This is a genomic window from Streptomyces sp. NPDC036815 (genome assembly GCF_055609205.1).
This window is the reverse complement of record NZ_JBVJPW010000008.1, coordinates 49,480-64,710: the sequence shown is the minus strand read 5'-3', so window position 1 is coordinate 64,710 and position 15,231 is coordinate 49,480. Positions and strand designations below refer to the sequence as shown.

The window sequence follows — 15,231 nt, the reverse complement described above, 5'->3', positions numbered from 1 at the left end:
CCCATCACGCGGCGCTGACCGCCTCTCGCCGAGCGTGAAACGGATCACCCATTCGAGCGACAGTTCATGGGAGTACCGTTTCGAGCCATTCGGACGCGATCTCGCCTTCCGCGACGATCACCGCGCCGCCTGTCATCTCGATCTCGCCGTCGGGCCGCTCGGTGATCACCAGGCGTCCGCCGGGCAGGTCGACGGTGTAGGTGGCCGAGGCCCCGGTCACGGCCGGGTCCACGCCGTCCTTGCGGGCCGCCGCCACAGCGACGGCGCACGCGCCCGTGCCGCAGGAGCGCGTCTCGCCCGAGCCTCGCTCGTGCACCCGCATGGCGATGTGGCGCTCGCCGCGGGGGGCGACGAATTCCACGTTCACCCCGTCCGGGTAGGCGGAGGCGGGGCTGAAGGGCGGCGGGTCGTAGAGGCTGCCCGCTTCGGAGAGGTCGTCCACGAACACGACCGCGTGCGGGTTGCCCATGTTCACGTTGCGCGCGGGCCAGCGGTGGTCACCGACCGAGACGGTGACGTCCCCTTCGGGGAGCCGCGCCTTGCCCATCCCGACGGTGATGTCGCCGCCGGAGTCCGCCTTGGCGATGTGCACGGTCTTCACGCCGCCGCGGGTGGCCACCACCAGGTCCCCCTCGCCGACGTACCCCGCACGCTGCAGGTACCGGGCGAAGACGCGCACTCCATTGCCGCACATCTCGGCGACCGACCCGTCGCCGTTGCGGTAGTCCATGAACCATTCGGCCCGGTCCGCGAGGTGACGGGCCTCGGGGTGGGCGGCGGAGCGCACGACGTGCAGGAGGCCGTCGCCCCCGATGCCCGCGCGGCGGTCGCACAGGGCGGCCACGGCGGCCGGGGGCAGCTCGACGGCGTTGTCGGGGTCGGGGATGATCACGAAGTCGTTCTCGGTCCCGTGCCCCTTGAGGAAGGCGATCCGCGTGCTCATTCCTCGATCGTACGGGGTGGGTCCGACACTCGGATCAGGCGGTACGGCCCGGTAGGCGTCCGCCCGCCTCGGGGGACGGCGCCCCGGCGAGCCTCAGCGGAGCCTGGCCACGCGCCACACGGCGAGGACGACGGCGCCCAGGAAGAGCAGGGCGTACGCGGAGACGACCCGCCAGTCCGGGCGGCGTCCGGAGCCGCGCTCGGGCAGTCCGGGCCAGGTGTGCCCCACGCGGCGGGCGGCCATCATGCCCCAGCCCGCGGCGCAGCAGCTGATCAGCAGCCCGAGCATGGCGACCACCGCGCCACCGTCGCCGAATTCGAAGGCGAGCGGGAAGGCGAACATCAGGGACCCGATCGCGGCCAGGATCACGATGGGCGCGAGCTGCCAGATGCGCAGGCGGCGCTGCGGGCGCAGTTCGACCTCGACCTCGGCCTCCGGCACCATCTCGTCCGCGCCGGGACCGTCGTCCGTCACGCCGCCCGGGATGTCGTCGGGCCCGTCGGGGCTCAGTTGCTCTTCGCCGTCATGTGCGGTGTCACGAGGGCCGGCCTCCATCGCCACGCGCCCTCCCACTTCGGACTCCACCGGTCGATCGATGGTCGATGATGGCACGGTGTCAGGTGCCGGGATGACCGCCTGAGCGTCCCGATGCCATCACGTGATCAGGCTGTGACCGGTCGTTCGACCAACGCCAGTGCGCGTGCCGGGAGTTCCTCGCGGTCGGCCACGGCCCCACTGAGCCAGTTCACCCGTGGATCGCGGCGGAACCACGAGTCCTGACGGCGCGCGAAGCGTTTGGTGGCGCGTACGGTCTCGGCGCGGGCGTCGTCCTCGGTGCACTCCCCCGCGAAGGCCGCGAGGACCTGCTGGTAGCCGAGCGCACGTGACGCCGTGCGCCCCTCGCGCAGCCCCTGCGCCTCCAGCGCGCGCACCTCGTCGACCAGTCCCTGCTCCCACATGCGGTCCACGCGCGTGGCGATGCGTTCGTCGAGTTCGGGACGTGCCACGTCGACGCCGATCTGGAGGGTGTCGTACACGGAGTCGTGGCCGGGGAGGTTGGCGGTGAAGGGCTTGCCCGTGATCTCGATGACCTCCAGGGCCCGGACGATCCGGCGGCCGTTGCTGGGCAGGATCGCCTGCGCGGCCCCGGGGTCGGCGGCGGCGAGCCGGGCGTGCAGGGCTCCCGGGCCGTGCTGGGCTAGCTCTTCCTCCAGGCGGGCCCGCACGGCGGGGTCGGTGCCGGGGAACTCCAGGTGGTCCACGGCCCCGCGCACGTACAGGCCGGAGCCGCCGACCAGGATCGGCCAGCGCCCCTCGGCGAGGAGACGGTCGATCTCGGCGCGGGCCAGCTTCTGGTACTCGGCGACGGAGGCGGCCTCCGTGACGTCCCAGATGTCGAGGAGGTGGTGGGGCACGCCGCCGCGCTCCTCGGGCGTCAGCTTGGCGGTGCCGATGTCCATCCCCCGGTAGAGCTGCATGGAGTCGGCGTTGACGATCTCGCCGCCGAGGCGCTGAGCGAGGAAAACGCCCAGATCGGACTTTCCTGCAGCGGTCGGACCGACGACGGCGATGACCCGCGGTGCGGGGGTTGCACTACTCACCGCCCCAGTCTCGCAAACCCGCGCCCTCATCCCGAACGAGCTACGTGACGGTACGGCTCCGAGGTCGTTGCCTGTTGCGAGGTCCCGGCCGCCGGTTTCGAGGACCGATCACCTGTGCGCCGCAATGAGACGCACCGGGCGGGGCGGGATTTCGCCCACACGAGTAACGTATGGAGTAGATATGGGCGTTTTTTCACGGTTCCGTCGGAAGTCCAAGGCCGCCGACGAGGCGTCGACGACCGAAGCGGCCGCCGCGGCACTGACGGCCGAGCCGGAGGCCGCTGAGGCCGACACCGATGGGAAGCCCGCCGCCGAGGCCGACAAGGAGGGCGACGTCGCTGCCGAGGAGAAGGCCGCGGAGTCCACCGACGCCGCGGCCGCGGAGGGCGCGGAAGGTGTGGAGATTCCGAAGCAGCAGTCCGCCGAGGCGGCCGCCGACAACGAGGCCGGTGAGGGCGCCCGCAAATAGCTCCCCGCCAGGGAAGGTGAATCCATGGGCTTCCTGGACCAACTGAAAGCCAAGCTCGCCCCTGCCAAGGACAAGGTCTCGGACCTCGCGCAGCAGCACGGGGGAAAGATCGACCAGGGCCTGGAGAAGGCCGCGAAAGTCGTCGACGAGAAGACCAAGGGCAAGTACAGCGACAAGATCCAGGCGGGCACGGGCAAGGCGAAGGACGCCGTCGACCGTCTCGCCAAGACGGACGAGGGCAAGGGCAACGGGGGCGAGGACAAGGGCGGCGGCGATGCCACCCCTCCGTCGTCCTCGCCACCCCCTCCGGCGTCCTGAACCACAGCGGCGGACGGCCGCGGAGCACGTTGCTCCGCGGCCGCCACCGTGTGGCCCGTGTCCTGACCCGGGCAGCCCCGACCAGATACCGCCCCGTGCCGCGGCCCAGGGCCCGCACTACGACCAGGCAGCCACCACGTAGCCCACGCCGTACGGCGCGTCCTCGTAGAGGAGCTCGCCGCTCAGCGCCGCGCCCTCCGCCGCACCGGCCAGCACCTGCCACGGAGCACGGCCCGCCGCCTTCAGCTCGTACGCGAGGCCCACGTCCAGCGCCTTCAGCGCCGCCACGTCGGCCGCGCCGAGCGCCCGCCCGACCGCCGCGTCGAAGTCGGCCGCCCGCTCGTCGAGATACCCCGGAGCCTTCAGCGTGCGGCACGCGCTGGCGTCGCCCATCACCAGCAGCGCCACCCGGTCGGCCCGGGCCCCGATCTCCCCTCCGACCTGGATACACCGCTCGGCGGCAAGTGGTTCCCCCACACCGAGCCCCTCCACCGGAGCGGTCGACCACCGCGTACGCCCGAGCAGCCACCCGGCCACGGCGAGGGACGGCGGCAGTGCGCGCCCGCCCGCGGCGTCGGGGTCCTCCTGGTCCGGCGCGGGACCGAGGCGTACGTCGAGGTCCACCCCGAAGCCACGGAAGGACCCACGCGCACCCTGCGGGTGCGGGCCGCGGCCGCTCTGCTCGGCGGGGCCGACCACGACGAGCCGGTCGGGCCGGGCGGCGGCGAGCACCGCGACGGCATCCGAGCAGGCCGCGCGCGCGGCGTCCAGTTCGGGAGCGGCGCCCGCGGCGACCTCGGGCACGAGCAGCGGCGGACAGGGGCAGACGGCTGCGGCGACAAGCATGATCCGCAGCGTAACGCGCCCTGGCGGCCGGTCGCTTCGGAGTCCCGCAACGGTGCGCTTCCGGCGGTGACAGGCCTGTGGCAGGTCGATGGCCGGGGACCGGGGCGCTCACCCCGGTCCCCGTCACCGACGGACGGACGCGGTCAGTCGCAGCCGCAGCCGCTGCCCACGGCAGCCGGGAGCGGCTCCGGAGCGCCGATCTTCGGCAGCCCCAGCATCACGCCCGCGGGCTTCGCGGCCGCCTCGGCGTTGCGCTTCTCCCAGGCGTCACCCGCGCGCGTGGGACGCACGTTCAGCACGGCGCCCTCGGCCAGCAGGTGGTGCGGGGCGGCATAGGTGATCTCGACGGTCACCACGTCGCCGGGGCGCACCACGGTGTCCGGCTTGGTGAAGTGGACCAGGCGGTTGTCGGGGGCGCGGCCGGAGAGGCGGTGCGTGGCGCCGTCCTTGCGGCCCTCTCCCTCGGCGACCATCAGGTCCAGGGTGCGGCCGACCTGCTTCTTGTTCTCCTCCCAGGAGATCTCCTCCTGGAGGGCCACCAGGCGCTCGTAACGCGACTGGACGACCTCCTTGGGGATCTGCCCCTCCATGGTCGCCGCCGGGGTGCCGGGGCGCTTGGAGTACTGGAAGGTGAAGGCGCTCCCGAAGCGGGCCTCGCGGACCACGTGCATCGTCTGCTCGAAGTCCTCCTCGGTCTCGCCGGGGAAGCCCACGATGATGTCGGTGGAGATCGCCGCGTCCGGCATGGCCGCGCGGACCTTCTCGATGATCCCCAGGAAGCGGTCCTGGCGGTACGAGCGGCGCATCGCCTTGAGGATCGGGTCGGAACCGGACTGCAGCGGCATGTGGAGCTGCGGCATCACGTTCGGCGTCTCGGCCATGGCCGCGATCACGTCGTCGGTGAAGTCGCGGGGGTGCGGGGAGGTGAAGCGCACGCGCTCCAGGCCCTCGATCTTCCCGCAGGCGCGCAGGAGCTTGCTGAAGGCCTCGCGGTCGCCGATGTCCGAGCCGTACGCGTTCACGTTCTGCCCGAGGAGGGTGATCTCGCTGACGCCCTCGCCGACGAGCGCCTCGATCTCCGCCAGGATGTCGCCCGTCCTGCGGTCCTTCTCCTTGCCGCGCAGGGCGGGCACGATGCAGAAGGTGCACGTGTTGTTGCAGCCGACGGAGATGGAGACCCAGGCCGCGTAGGCGCTCTCGCGGCGGGTCGGCAGCGTCGACGGGAAGGCTTCGAGCGACTCGGCGATCTCCACCTGAGCCTCTTCCTGGACGCGGGCGCGCTCCAGGAGGACCGGCAGCTTGCCGATGTTGTGCGTGCCGAAGACGACGTCCACCCAGGGCGCCCTCTTGACGATGGTGTCGCGGTCCTTCTGGGCCAGACAGCCGCCGACGGCGATCTGCATCCCCGGACGCTTGGTCTTCATCGGCGCCAGGCGCCCGAGATTGCCGTACAGACGGTTGTCGGCGTTCTCGCGCACGGCGCACGTATTGAAGACGACGACGTCGGCATCGCCGTCCGCCCCTTCGGGCGCACGCTCGTATCCGGCGTCCTCCAGCAGGCCGGAGAGCCGCTCGGAGTCATGGACGTTCATCTGGCACCCGTAGGTGCGCACCTCGTAAGTCTTCGCGCTCATCTCGCCCCCCAGGGTACGGGGTCGCCACGCGCGCGTGCCCGCGGATTGCGACCACGGCGCCCGAGCGCGGGCCCCGGAGCGGCACGGTGTGGCCTCACCCCTGGTCAGCACGGTGAGTGGGCTGGCAGGATCGCGCGCATGCTCACGGCACTCCCCCACATCGGCAGGCGCCGCGCCCTGCAGGGTTCGGCGGCGGCGCTCGCTGTGTTCGGGCTGCTGCTGTGGTGGCTGCTGCCCGTCGGCGAGGACTCTCCGAGCGGCCGCATGACGTTCAGTACGGGCGTGGAGAAGGGTGTGTACGAGCGGTACGGCAAGCTCCTGCGGACGGCGATCTCCCAGGACATGCCGAAGGTGGATGTCGAGCTCCTCAACAGTGAGGGGTCCCAGCAGAACGTCGCGCGGGTGGCCACCGGCAAGTCCGACTTCACCATCGCGGCCGCCGACGCCGTGGAGACGTACCGCCTCGACGGCGCCCCCGGCTGGCACCGCCTGCGGGGCTGCACGCGGCTGTACGACGACTACGTGCAGCTCGTGGTGCCCCGCTCCTCGCACATCGACTCCGTCGAGGAGCTGCGGAACAAGCGCGTCGCCGTGGGGCAGGAGCGGTCGGGGGTGCGGCTGATAGCCGACAGGGTGCTCGACGCCGCGGGCCTCGACCCGGTCACCGACATCGAGCCGGTGGCCGCCGGGATCGACACCATGCCCGATCTGCTGAAGAGCGGCTCGATCGACGCCTTCTTCTGGTCGGGCGGGCTTCCGACCACTTCCGTGCACGAGCTCTCGAAGGAGATGGACATCGAGCTCGTGAAGCTCGGATACCTGGTCGCCGCGCTGCACAAGCAGGGTGGCGGGTCGCGCTACTACCGGGCCGCGACGATGCCCGCCGACGCCTACCCCGAGGCCCAGCAGGGCTCCGCCGTGCCGACGCTGGCCGTGGCGAACCTCCTGGTCACCACGGACCGGGCCGACCCCGAGCTGACCGAGCGGCTGACCCGCACCGTCATCGACAGCCGCGACCACATAGGCGATCAGGTGCACGCGGCCCAACTGGTGGATCTGCGCACCGCCCTGTTCACGGACCCGCTCCCGCTGCACGACGGCGCGCGCCGCTACTACCGCTCGGTCAAGCCCTGACCCCCTCACACCGCCGCAGCGGGCTCGCTGCGCGGGACGCTGACCGTCACCTTCAGTCCGTGCGGTTCGTGACGCCCGTACGCGATGGAGCCGCCGCCCGCCGCGAGCAGGGCCCGTGAGATGGACAGTCCGAGCCCCGAACCCTTCACGTTCTGATGGCGGTTGCTGCGCCAGAAGCGGTCGCCCACGCGCGCGAGCTCGTCCTCGTTCAGGCCGGGGCCGCCGTCGGTGACCACCACGGTCGTCGTGGCGTCGCTCGCGGAGACGGTCACCTGGACCAGGCCTCCCCCGGGGGTGAACTTCAGGGCGTTGTCGATCACCGCGTCCAGTGCGCTGGAGAGGGCGATCGGGTCGGCCCAGCCGGTGGTGGCCGGGCACTGCCCCGTCAGGCGTACGCCTCGCTCGTCGGCGAGCGGCCGCCAGGAAGCCACGCGCTCGGCGGCCAGCTCGCCGATGTCGGTGAGGCTCAGGTCGGCCGCGGTGTGCTCGGCCTGGGCCAGGTCGAGCAGGTCGTCGAGCACCTGCGCCAGACGCTTGCCCTCGGTGCGGACCGAGGCGATCTCTTCGTTGCCCTCGGGCAGTTCGAGTGCGAGGAGCTCGATGCGCAGCAGCAGCGCCGAGAGGGGGTTGCGCAGCTGGTGCGAGGCGTCGGCGACGAAGGCGCGCTGCTGCTCGAGCACGTCCTGGACGTTGTCGGCCATCTCGTTGAACGACCGGGCCAGGCGTCTGAGTTCCGGTGGTCCGCCCGCCGCCGCGACCCGGGACTTGAGGCGTCCGGTCGCTATGTCGTGCGTGGTCGCGTCCAGCACGCGCACCGGGCGCAGCACCCAGCCGGTGAGCCGCAGGGCCGCGCCGACCGCCAGGAGCATGGCCGCCGACTCGCCGGCGACGATGAGCAGCCAGCCGTGCAGGGTCTCCGAGCGCATGCGCCCGGTCGGTGAGTCCGTGACGACGACGGCGATGACGTCGCCGTCCTTGATCACCGGGGAGGCGACGGCCAGTCGCCCGCGCTGCCACGGCCACACCTGCTCGGGGTCGTGGCTGCCGCGCGAGCGGAGCGCCTCTTCGAAGGCGCCCCGTACGTCTCCGCGCTGGGGCAGGTACCAGTCGCTCGGCGCGTTGGCCATGGGGCTGTCGTCGCGGTAGAAGACGCCCGCGCGGATGCCGTAGACGTCGAAGTAGTCGTCGAGTTCCTTCTGCAGCGTCTCGCGGCGCTCGTCCTTGCTTCCCTCCACCCGCGATCCGGTGGGGCGTTTGGTGACGAACTGCGCGAGTGACGCGAAGCGCGCGGTGTCGTCGATCCGGTCGACGACCACCTTCTGCTGCTGGGCCGCCGCGACGCTGACGGCGAGCGGGAAACCGAGCGCGAGCAGGACGCCCGCCATCAGGATGATCAGCAGCGGGAGGAGGCGGGAGCGCACCTGTCCTCGCTCCGGCTACGCGGCTGGGGCGGCGAGGCGGTAGCCGACGCCGCGCACGGTCTCGATCAGGGCGGGCATGTGCAGCTTGGAACGCAGCGAGGCCACGTGCACCTCAAGGGTGCGGCCCGTCCCTTCCCAACTGGTCCGCCACACTTCGCTGATGATCTGCTCCCGGCGGAACACCACGCCCGGCCGCTGGGCGAGCAGGGCGAGCAGGTCGAACTCCTTGCGGGTCAGTTGGACGACCGAACCCGCCACGCTGACCTGCCGGGTGGGCAGTTCGATGTGCACGGAGCCGAGCCGCAGTTCGCTGTCGCCGGACGCGGCCGCGCCGCCCGGGGTGGGGCGCCGGATGACCGCGTGGATACGGGCGATGAGTTCCCCGGTGTCGTACGGCTTCACCACGTAGTCGTCGGCTCCGAGGTTGAGGCCGTGGATCCGTGAGCGCACGTCCGCGCGGGCCGTCACCATGATCACCGGTATTGAGCCGCGCTTGCGGATCTTGCCGCACACCTCGTAACCGTCCTGGTCGGGCAGACCCAGGTCGAGAAGCACCACGCCGAAGGGGGGCGTTTCCGCGGGCAGCAGGGCCTGCAGCGCCTCCTCACCGCTGCGGGCGTGCACGACGTCGAAGCCGTGCCGGGCCAGGACCGCGGACAGGGCGGCGGCCACATGGTCGTCGTCCTCGACGAGAAGCAGTCGCACAGGGGCCCCCTCCAGTTCATCCGTCGTTCCGTGTGGCCGGTCATGGTGGCCGGTACGCGCGCGTGCGCACCAAGGCATCCACGCCGATGAGTAAGGACCGCGTCAAGAGGGTTCAGGCCGCCTGCACGTTCCGTTACCCACCCGGTACGCGCTCCGTGATCCCTCTTCACACGGTGTGTCCGGTTGCGGCCGGATCGTTATGCTCAATTTCCCCTCAGATGTAATGACGCTGGTCGCACTGGGTTATTACTGTCCTCCCAACCGAGGAGGATGGAGCAACAAGCCGTGACCGAAGTATCGGTGACCAAGGACGCCATACCGTCTGGGGCCGACGACCTGGTCGTGCTGAAGAACGTCAACAAGCACTTCGGCGCTCTGCACGTCCTCCAGGACATCGACCTGACCATCGCCCGCGGCGAGGTCGTCGTCGTGATCGGCCCCTCCGGGTCCGGCAAGTCGACCCTGTGCCGTGCCGTCAACCGCCTGGAGACGATCGATTCGGGAAGCATCTCGATCGACGGCAAGCCGCTGCCCCAGGAGGGCAAGGAGCTGGCCCGTCTCCGCGCCGACGTGGGTATGGTCTTCCAGTCCTTCAACCTTTTCGCGCACAAGACCGTGCTCGAGAACGTGACGCTGGGCCAGATCAAGGTGCGCAAGATCGGCAAGGCGGAGGCGGAGACGAAGGCACGCGCGCTGCTCGACCGCGTGGGCGTCGCCTCCCAGGCCGACAAGTACCCCGCACAGCTCTCCGGCGGTCAGCAGCAACGCGTCGCCATCGCGCGCGCGTTGGCGATGGACCCCAAGGTGATGCTCTTCGACGAGCCCACGTCGGCGCTCGACCCGGAGATGATCAACGAGGTCCTCGAAGTGATGCAGCAGCTCGCCCGGGACGGGATGACGATGGTCGTCGTCACCCATGAGATGGGTTTCGCCCGCTCCGCCGCCAACCGCGTCGTCTTCATGGCGGACGGCCGGATCGTCGAAGAGGCCGTGCCGGACCAGTTCTTCAGCAACCCGCGCAGCGACCGGGCCAAGGACTTCCTGTCGAAGATCCTTAAGCACTGAGGCTTCCACGCCGTCTCAACACCAGTCGAAACAGAGGATGTTCACCATGAAGCTCCGCAAGTCCGCCGCCGCGGCCGCCGTTGTCGCCGCTCTCGCCCTGACCGCCACCGCGTGCGGCGGCGAGGAGGGTACGGCCGGCGACAAGCCGAAGGACCCGGCCGGCGGGAAGAACGCGCCCAAGCTGCCCACGTACGCGGTGAAGTCGGACGTGAAGGTCGACTCGACCGTCCTGAAGAAGGCCCAGAAGGCCGGAAAGATCGTCATCGGCGCCAAGGACGACCAGCCGTACCTGGGCTTCAAGGACAGCGCCGGCAAGCGCTCCGGCTTCGACATCGAGATCGCCAAGATGGTCGCCGCCGACCTGGGCTTCAAGCCCGACCAGATCGAGTTCAAGACGATCGACTCCGGCGTCCGTGAGACCACCATCTCCAAGGGCGACGTCGACCTCTACGTGGGCACGTACACGATCAACGACGAGCGCAAGAAGCAGGTCGGTTTCGCCGGTCCCTACTTCATGGCCGGCGCCGACCTCCTCGTCCGCCACGACGAGAAGAGCATCACCGGGCCGGACTCCGTGAAGGGCAAGAAGGTCTGCTCGATCGTCGGCTCCACTCCGCTCCAGGAGATCAAGAAGCCGAAGTACGGCGCCAAGACCGTCGAGCTCGCCAAGTACTCCGAGTGCGTGCAGCAGCTCATCAACAAGGAGGTCGACGCCGTCACCACCGACGACGCCATCCTCAAGGGCTACGCGGCGCAGCAGCCGAAGGCGCTGCGGGTGGTCGGCAAGCCGTTCACCAAGGAGCCGTACGGCATCGGCATGAGCAAGGGCGACAAGGCGCTGCGCGACGCGGTCGCGGACGCCGTCGAGGCGCACCAGAAGAACGGCGACTACAAGAAGGCGTACGACGCGACGCTCGGCCTGTCCGGCTCCCAGTTCACCGAGCCGCCGGCGCTCGAGCGCTACTGACCCGGCCGAACGCCCGTACCACTCCCCGGCAGTGAGCTGACCGGCTCCCCGTAGGCACCCAGGCGGTGTCCACGGGGGCCGGCTCCCCCTGCCCGACCACTGCCGCCCACGAGGACATCCCCGTGAATGTACTGCTCGACCATTTGGCGGAATTCCGCGAGGGATTCATAGGCACCGTCTGGCTGACCGTGGCCAGTGGCGTGCTCGCGCTGCTCCTTGGCGTCGTGCTCGCCGGCTTCCGGGTGTCGCCCGTGCCGCCGCTGCGGTTCTTCGGCACCGCTTGGGTCACCCTGTTCCGGAACACCCCGCTGACGCTGCTCTTCCTCACCATCTGGTTCGCGGTGCCGCAGGTCTTCGACTTCGGCTTCGATCCGTGGACCAAGGCGCTGATCGTGCTCAGTGTCTACACCTCGTCGTTCGTCTGCGAAGCCGTCAGGTCGGGAATCAACACCGTTCCCCTCGGCCAGGCGGAAGCCGCCCGTTCGCTGGGCATGACCTTCTTCCAGACGCTGGGGACGATCGTCCTGCCGCAGGCGGTTCGCACTGTGCTGCCGCCGCTGAGCAGCATCTTCATCGCGCTGACGAAGAACTCCGCCATCGCGGGCGCGTTCAGCGTCACGGAGCTGTTCGGCTGGCAGAAGACCCTCAGCGACCAGGGCTTCGCCATCGCCTGGCTGTTCCTCTGGGTGGCGCTCGGCTACCTCGTGATCACATTCACCATCAGTGGCCTGTTCCGGCTGCTCGAGCGGAGCCTGGAGGTCGCACGATGAGCTCCAGCGTCCTGTACGACGCCCCGGGCCCCAAGGCCCGGGTGCGCAACCGCATCTACTCCGTCGTCGGCACGGCGGCCATCATCGGCCTCGTCGTCTTCGTGATCATGCGGCTCGCCGACCGCGGGCACTTCGAGTCCGAGGTCTGGAACACCTTCAACTACTCCAATGTCCGGACGACCATCCGCGACGGCATCGTCACCACGCTGAAGGTGTTCGCGCTCGCCGCCGTGCTGTCCCTGGTGCTCGGTGCGATCCTCGCGGTCGCCCGCGCCTCGGACCGCCGCGCGGTCCGCTGGCTGGCCACCGGGTTCATCGAACTGTTCCGGGCCATCCCGCTGCTGATCACGATCTACGCCCTGTGGGTGCTCTTCCTGACCTACAAGGGCGACCTCGGCGCCATCGGGACGAATAACGGCTTCTGGGCCCTGGTCATCGGCCTGGCGATCTACAACGGCGCGGTGCAGGCAGAGGTGCTCCGGGCCGGTTTCAACGCCGTACCGCGCGGCCAGGTCGAGGCCGCCTACGCGCTGGGACTGCGCAAGTCCCAGGTCATGACGATGCTGCTGCTGCCGCAGGCGATCAGGTCCATGCTGCCCACGATCATCAGCCAGCTGGTGGTCACGCTGAAGGACACGTCACTCGGCTACATCATCACGTACGCGGAGCTGCTGTACGCAGGCCGGCAGCTTGCCAACACCACCCTCGTCAACGGCCAGTACATCTACGTTCCGGTGATCATGGTCGTCGGCACGATCTACGTGGCGATGTGCATGGCGCTCTCCGCGCTCGCCACCTGGGTCGAGAAGCGCGGGCGGCGCGCCAAGACGGGCATCGCCGTGGCGGCGGCCGCCGAACCGGCCGAGGCCCCCGGGGTGCTCGACCCGTCCGAACCGCTCGGCCCGGCCACGGACGGCCCGAAGGGGGACGGTGCGCCGGCCGGCCGTCCCGAGGGCCCCGGCACGTCCGACGGGCCCGACGGGCCGCCGGCCAAGGCGGACTAGGAACACGTCGGCCCGGGAATCGGGTCCACGGAGTCAAGCGGATCCACGGAATCAAGCGGGTCCACGGAATCAGGGGAGGCAGCGGCCGCGAGCCGTTGCCTCCCCTTCGTGCGCGTCCGCCCGCGCCGCCCCGGCGGGTCGGCGGGGCGAGCCCGCGATGGGTGGGACGATCGGACGTGGCGGTGACGAGGGTGGTCCCGTCGGCGCCGCCCTCGCTTGACGCAAGCACAAGCAATGGGTTGCATACATTCTGTGATCGTGCACCGGGCTCCAACTGCCAGTTCCTGTACGTACGTCCAGCGCTTCCGGGCAGCCCGGACCCTCGGAGCCCGTCGGGCCGGAGGGTGTGCGCCGTGGACCCGGTGATCGTTGTCGGCGCGGGGCCCGTGGGGCTCGCCCTCGCCCTCGCCCTGGCCCGCCACTCTGTGCCCACCGTCGTCCTCGACGAGGGCCCCGGCAAGGACGAGCAGCGGCCCGCGCGGACCGTCGTGCTCCGCGAGGACACCGCGGCGTTCGTGGAGCGGCTCGCGGGTCACTCGTTCGGTGACTCGGAGTCAGGTGCCCGGTGGGCCGGCTGGCGCTCCGTACGGCGCAAGCAGCTGATGCAGGAGCTCGACTTCGGCGGCGAGATCCCCGCTCCGCTGCATCTCCCGCAGCACGTGCTGACCGGGGCGCTGCGCGAGGCCATCGCCGAGGAGCGGCTCGTCAAGGTCGCGGTGGAGAGCAAGCTCGACTCCCTCGAAGAAGACCCCGCCGGGCTCACCGCGCACACCCGGGGGCCCAAGGCCACGTGGTGGCGGGGCAGTTACCTGGTGGGGTGCGACGGGGCCCGTTCCACGGTGCGCAAACTCCTCGACGTCCGCTTCCCGGGGCGTACGGCCGTCGAGCGACACGCCGTGGCCTCGCTGCGCACGGAACTTCCCTGGCCGGGCCACGCGTTGTTGCATCGGTTGCCTCCGTGGCGCGGCGGAGGCGCCGAGGTGACGGGCCGCCCGCTCGCCGACGGGGTGTGGCGACTCGACTGGCTGCTCCCGCCGCGCGGCGAGCTCGTGACGCCCGACGCGCTCGTCCTGCGCATCCGGGAGACCCTCGCGGGCTGGTGCGGCGGTGCCACCCCGCCGTACGAACTGCTCGACACGGGGGTGCACACCGTCCACCACCGGCTCGCCCGACGGTGGCGGGTCGGTCGTGCCTTCCTCGCCGGGGACGCCGCGCATCTGCTCGGCGCGCTCGGCAGCCAGGGGCTCGACGAGGGGCTGCGGGACGCCGACAACCTCGCCTGGAAGCTGGCGCTGGCCTGGCACCACGGGCCGCGCGAAGCGCTGCTCGACAGCTATCAGGTCGAGCGGCGGGCCGGTGTGGCCGCACGGCTGCGCGCCGCCGACCAGGCACTGCCCGTGCTGCGGGGCGGCAAGGGCCTGCGCTCGTACGTGCCCGGGACGGCGCGCGGCCACGACACGCTGCTCACGGACGGCCATGTGGGGCGGGGCCCGCTCGGCGCGCCCTCCTCGTACGCCGAGTCGCCGCTGGCGCCCGCGCCTTCCGAGTCCGTCACGGCGGTGGGTACGGAGCCCGGGGCTGCGGTCGCCGATGTGCTGGTCACCGCGCCCGACGGGTCCTTCGTCCAGCTGCGGGACCGGCTCGGGCTCGGGCAGCTGATCGTCGTCCTCGTCGCGCCGGGCACCGTGGTGTGGGAGCGGCGACACTGGGTGACGGCCGGGATCATGCCGCGACTCGCCGCCGCCGTCGCGGCCCTGCCGCACCCCGCCGAGCTGCTCGTCGCGGAGAGCTACCCCGGTGCCGCCGCCCACTCGCTGCTGCTCGTACGCCCCGACGGCCATCTGGTCACCGCGCTCTCGGGGGTGCGCCCGGCCGAGCTGTACGCGGCGGCCGAGACCGCGCTGGGCGGCGCCGCACCGGCGGGGCGCGGGGGCGGTACGGGGCGACCGGACCGGTCGGCCGAGGAGGAGAGCGCTGCGGGGGCCGGGCGGCCGCGGGTGTGAGGGGGCGCTCCCAGGTGGGCGGGCGGGGGGAGACTTCGGTCCCGCCGCTGGGTGTTCACAGGAGGGCGCACGGGAAGACTTCGGTCCCGCTGCTGGGGCGCTACCAGGAGGGCACACGGGGGCGCCTCGGTTCCGCTGCCGGGCGCTCCCCAGGGGGGGGTGCACAGGGGGCTTCGGTTCCGCCGCCAGGGCGCTCCCCAGGAGGACGCACAGGGGGACCTCGGTCCCGCCGCCAGGGCGCTCCCCAGGAGGGCGTACGGGGAGACTTCGTGCCGCCGCCGGGGCGCGCGCCGCTCGCGTCGGGAGCCCGGCCAGAGCGCGCTCCGGAGCCCGGCCGGACCGCGCTCCGGG

The 15,231-nt window shown here is 71.3% G+C and carries 15 protein-coding genes; 8 read left to right on the top strand and 7 right to left on the bottom strand.

Features of this window, described 5'->3' with window-relative positions:
- Nucleotides 1-64 precede the first annotated feature (64 nt).
- From dapF to miaA, 3 genes are all read right to left on the bottom strand, one after another.
- A complete protein-coding gene (dapF, locus tag ACZ69I_RS18340) occupies nucleotides 65-943 on the bottom strand; it encodes a diaminopimelate epimerase (RefSeq protein WP_470833235.1) in 879 nt (292 codons plus the stop codon).
- A 93-nt stretch (nucleotides 944-1,036) separates the two neighbouring features.
- Nucleotides 1,037-1,498 carry a hypothetical protein gene (locus ACZ69I_RS18335; RefSeq protein WP_470833483.1) on the bottom strand — a complete coding sequence of 154 codons (462 nt, stop codon included), beginning with the start codon at nucleotides 1,496-1,498 and terminating at the stop codon, nucleotides 1,037-1,039.
- Between the two features lie 107 nt (nucleotides 1,499-1,605).
- A complete protein-coding gene (gene miaA / locus ACZ69I_RS18330; protein WP_470833233.1) occupies nucleotides 1,606-2,544 on the bottom strand; it encodes a tRNA (adenosine(37)-N6)-dimethylallyltransferase MiaA in 939 nt (312 codons plus the stop codon).
- Nucleotides 2,545-2,725: 181 nt separating this feature from the next.
- On the opposite strand from miaA, the gene ACZ69I_RS18325 reads away from it, so the two are divergent.
- Nucleotides 2,726-3,013, top strand: coding sequence for a hypothetical protein (locus tag ACZ69I_RS18325; protein WP_470833232.1), 288 nt, complete (start codon nucleotides 2,726-2,728; stop codon nucleotides 3,011-3,013).
- Between the two features lie 24 nt (nucleotides 3,014-3,037).
- Nucleotides 3,038-3,331: an antitoxin gene (locus ACZ69I_RS18320; protein WP_470833230.1), complete on the top strand. Its 294-nt coding sequence runs from the start codon at nucleotides 3,038-3,040 to the stop codon at nucleotides 3,329-3,331.
- 117 nt (nucleotides 3,332-3,448) lie between these two features.
- Here ACZ69I_RS18320 and ACZ69I_RS18315 read toward each other — a convergent pair whose 3' ends face one another.
- Both ACZ69I_RS18315 and miaB read right to left on the bottom strand, forming a co-directional pair.
- Nucleotides 3,449-4,177, bottom strand: a complete 729-nt coding sequence (locus tag ACZ69I_RS18315; RefSeq protein ID WP_470833229.1) for a class III extradiol dioxygenase subunit B-like domain-containing protein — start codon at nucleotides 4,175-4,177, stop codon at nucleotides 3,449-3,451.
- A gap of 143 nt (nucleotides 4,178-4,320) precedes the next feature.
- A complete protein-coding gene (gene miaB / locus ACZ69I_RS18310; RefSeq protein ID WP_467676900.1) occupies nucleotides 4,321-5,811 on the bottom strand; it encodes a tRNA (N6-isopentenyl adenosine(37)-C2)-methylthiotransferase MiaB in 1,491 nt (496 codons plus the stop codon).
- A 138-nt stretch (nucleotides 5,812-5,949) separates the two neighbouring features.
- Between miaB and ACZ69I_RS18305 the strand changes: the two genes are divergently transcribed.
- Nucleotides 5,950-6,945: a TAXI family TRAP transporter solute-binding subunit gene (locus ACZ69I_RS18305; protein WP_470833227.1), complete on the top strand. Its 996-nt coding sequence runs from the start codon at nucleotides 5,950-5,952 to the stop codon at nucleotides 6,943-6,945.
- A gap of 5 nt (nucleotides 6,946-6,950) precedes the next feature.
- Here the strand turns inward: ACZ69I_RS18305 and ACZ69I_RS18300 are convergent, their stop codons facing one another.
- Together ACZ69I_RS18300 and ACZ69I_RS18295 are read right to left on the bottom strand one after the other, a co-directional pair.
- Entirely contained in the window at nucleotides 6,951-8,366 is a 1,416-nt protein-coding gene (locus tag ACZ69I_RS18300; protein ID WP_470833225.1) for a sensor histidine kinase, read from the bottom strand.
- A gap of 15 nt (nucleotides 8,367-8,381) precedes the next feature.
- Complete coding sequence (locus ACZ69I_RS18295) at nucleotides 8,382-9,071, bottom strand: response regulator transcription factor (RefSeq protein ID WP_470833223.1); 690 nt, start codon at nucleotides 9,069-9,071, stop codon at nucleotides 8,382-8,384.
- Between the two features lie 285 nt (nucleotides 9,072-9,356).
- Between ACZ69I_RS18295 and ACZ69I_RS18290 the strand changes: the two genes are divergently transcribed.
- The 5 genes from ACZ69I_RS18290 (at nucleotide 9,357) to ACZ69I_RS18270 (ending at nucleotide 14,880) form a co-directional block, all read left to right on the top strand.
- On the top strand, nucleotides 9,357-10,136 hold the full coding sequence (locus ACZ69I_RS18290; RefSeq protein ID WP_389721668.1) for an amino acid ABC transporter ATP-binding protein: 780 nt from the start codon (nucleotides 9,357-9,359) through the stop codon (nucleotides 10,134-10,136).
- A gap of 46 nt (nucleotides 10,137-10,182) precedes the next feature.
- A complete protein-coding gene (locus tag ACZ69I_RS18285; protein ID WP_470833222.1) occupies nucleotides 10,183-11,103 on the top strand; it encodes a glutamate ABC transporter substrate-binding protein in 921 nt (306 codons plus the stop codon).
- Between the two features lie 122 nt (nucleotides 11,104-11,225).
- The gene (locus tag ACZ69I_RS18280; protein WP_467676910.1) at nucleotides 11,226-11,873 is read left to right on the top strand and encodes an amino acid ABC transporter permease; all 648 of its coding nucleotides are present in this window, start codon (nucleotides 11,226-11,228) and stop codon (nucleotides 11,871-11,873) included.
- Nucleotides 11,870-12,877 (top strand): amino acid ABC transporter permease, encoded by a 1,008-nt coding sequence (locus ACZ69I_RS18275; RefSeq protein WP_467676912.1) that lies wholly within the window; start codon nucleotides 11,870-11,872, stop codon nucleotides 12,875-12,877. Before ACZ69I_RS18280 ends, ACZ69I_RS18275 begins: the two co-directional genes overlap by 4 nt.
- A gap of 353 nt (nucleotides 12,878-13,230) precedes the next feature.
- Nucleotides 13,231-14,880 (top strand): FAD-dependent monooxygenase, encoded by a 1,650-nt coding sequence (locus ACZ69I_RS18270; protein ID WP_470833221.1) that lies wholly within the window; start codon nucleotides 13,231-13,233, stop codon nucleotides 14,878-14,880.
- Nucleotides 14,881-15,231: the final 351 nt, after the last annotated feature.

Bases quoted from the DNA above. Each gene is read 5' to 3' on its own strand.
- dapF (WP_470833235.1), bottom strand. From the start codon at position 943: ATGAGCACGCGGATCGCCTTCCTCAAGGGGCACGGGACCGAGAACGAC.
- ACZ69I_RS18335 (WP_470833483.1), bottom strand. From the start codon at position 1,498: ATGGAGGCCGGCCCTCGTGACACCGCACATGACGGCGAAGAGCAACTG.
- ACZ69I_RS18325 (WP_470833232.1), top strand. From the start codon at position 2,726: ATGGGCGTTTTTTCACGGTTCCGTCGGAAGTCCAAGGCCGCCGACGAG.
- ACZ69I_RS18320 (WP_470833230.1), top strand. From the start codon at position 3,038: ATGGGCTTCCTGGACCAACTGAAAGCCAAGCTCGCCCCTGCCAAGGAC.
- ACZ69I_RS18315 (WP_470833229.1), bottom strand. From the start codon at position 4,177: ATGCTTGTCGCCGCAGCCGTCTGCCCCTGTCCGCCGCTGCTCGTGCCC.
- miaB (WP_467676900.1), bottom strand. From the start codon at position 5,811: ATGAGCGCGAAGACTTACGAGGTGCGCACCTACGGGTGCCAGATGAAC.
- ACZ69I_RS18305 (WP_470833227.1), top strand. From the start codon at position 5,950: ATGCTCACGGCACTCCCCCACATCGGCAGGCGCCGCGCCCTGCAGGGT.
- ACZ69I_RS18285 (WP_470833222.1), top strand. From the start codon at position 10,183: ATGAAGCTCCGCAAGTCCGCCGCCGCGGCCGCCGTTGTCGCCGCTCTC.
- ACZ69I_RS18275 (WP_467676912.1), top strand. From the start codon at position 11,870: ATGAGCTCCAGCGTCCTGTACGACGCCCCGGGCCCCAAGGCCCGGGTG.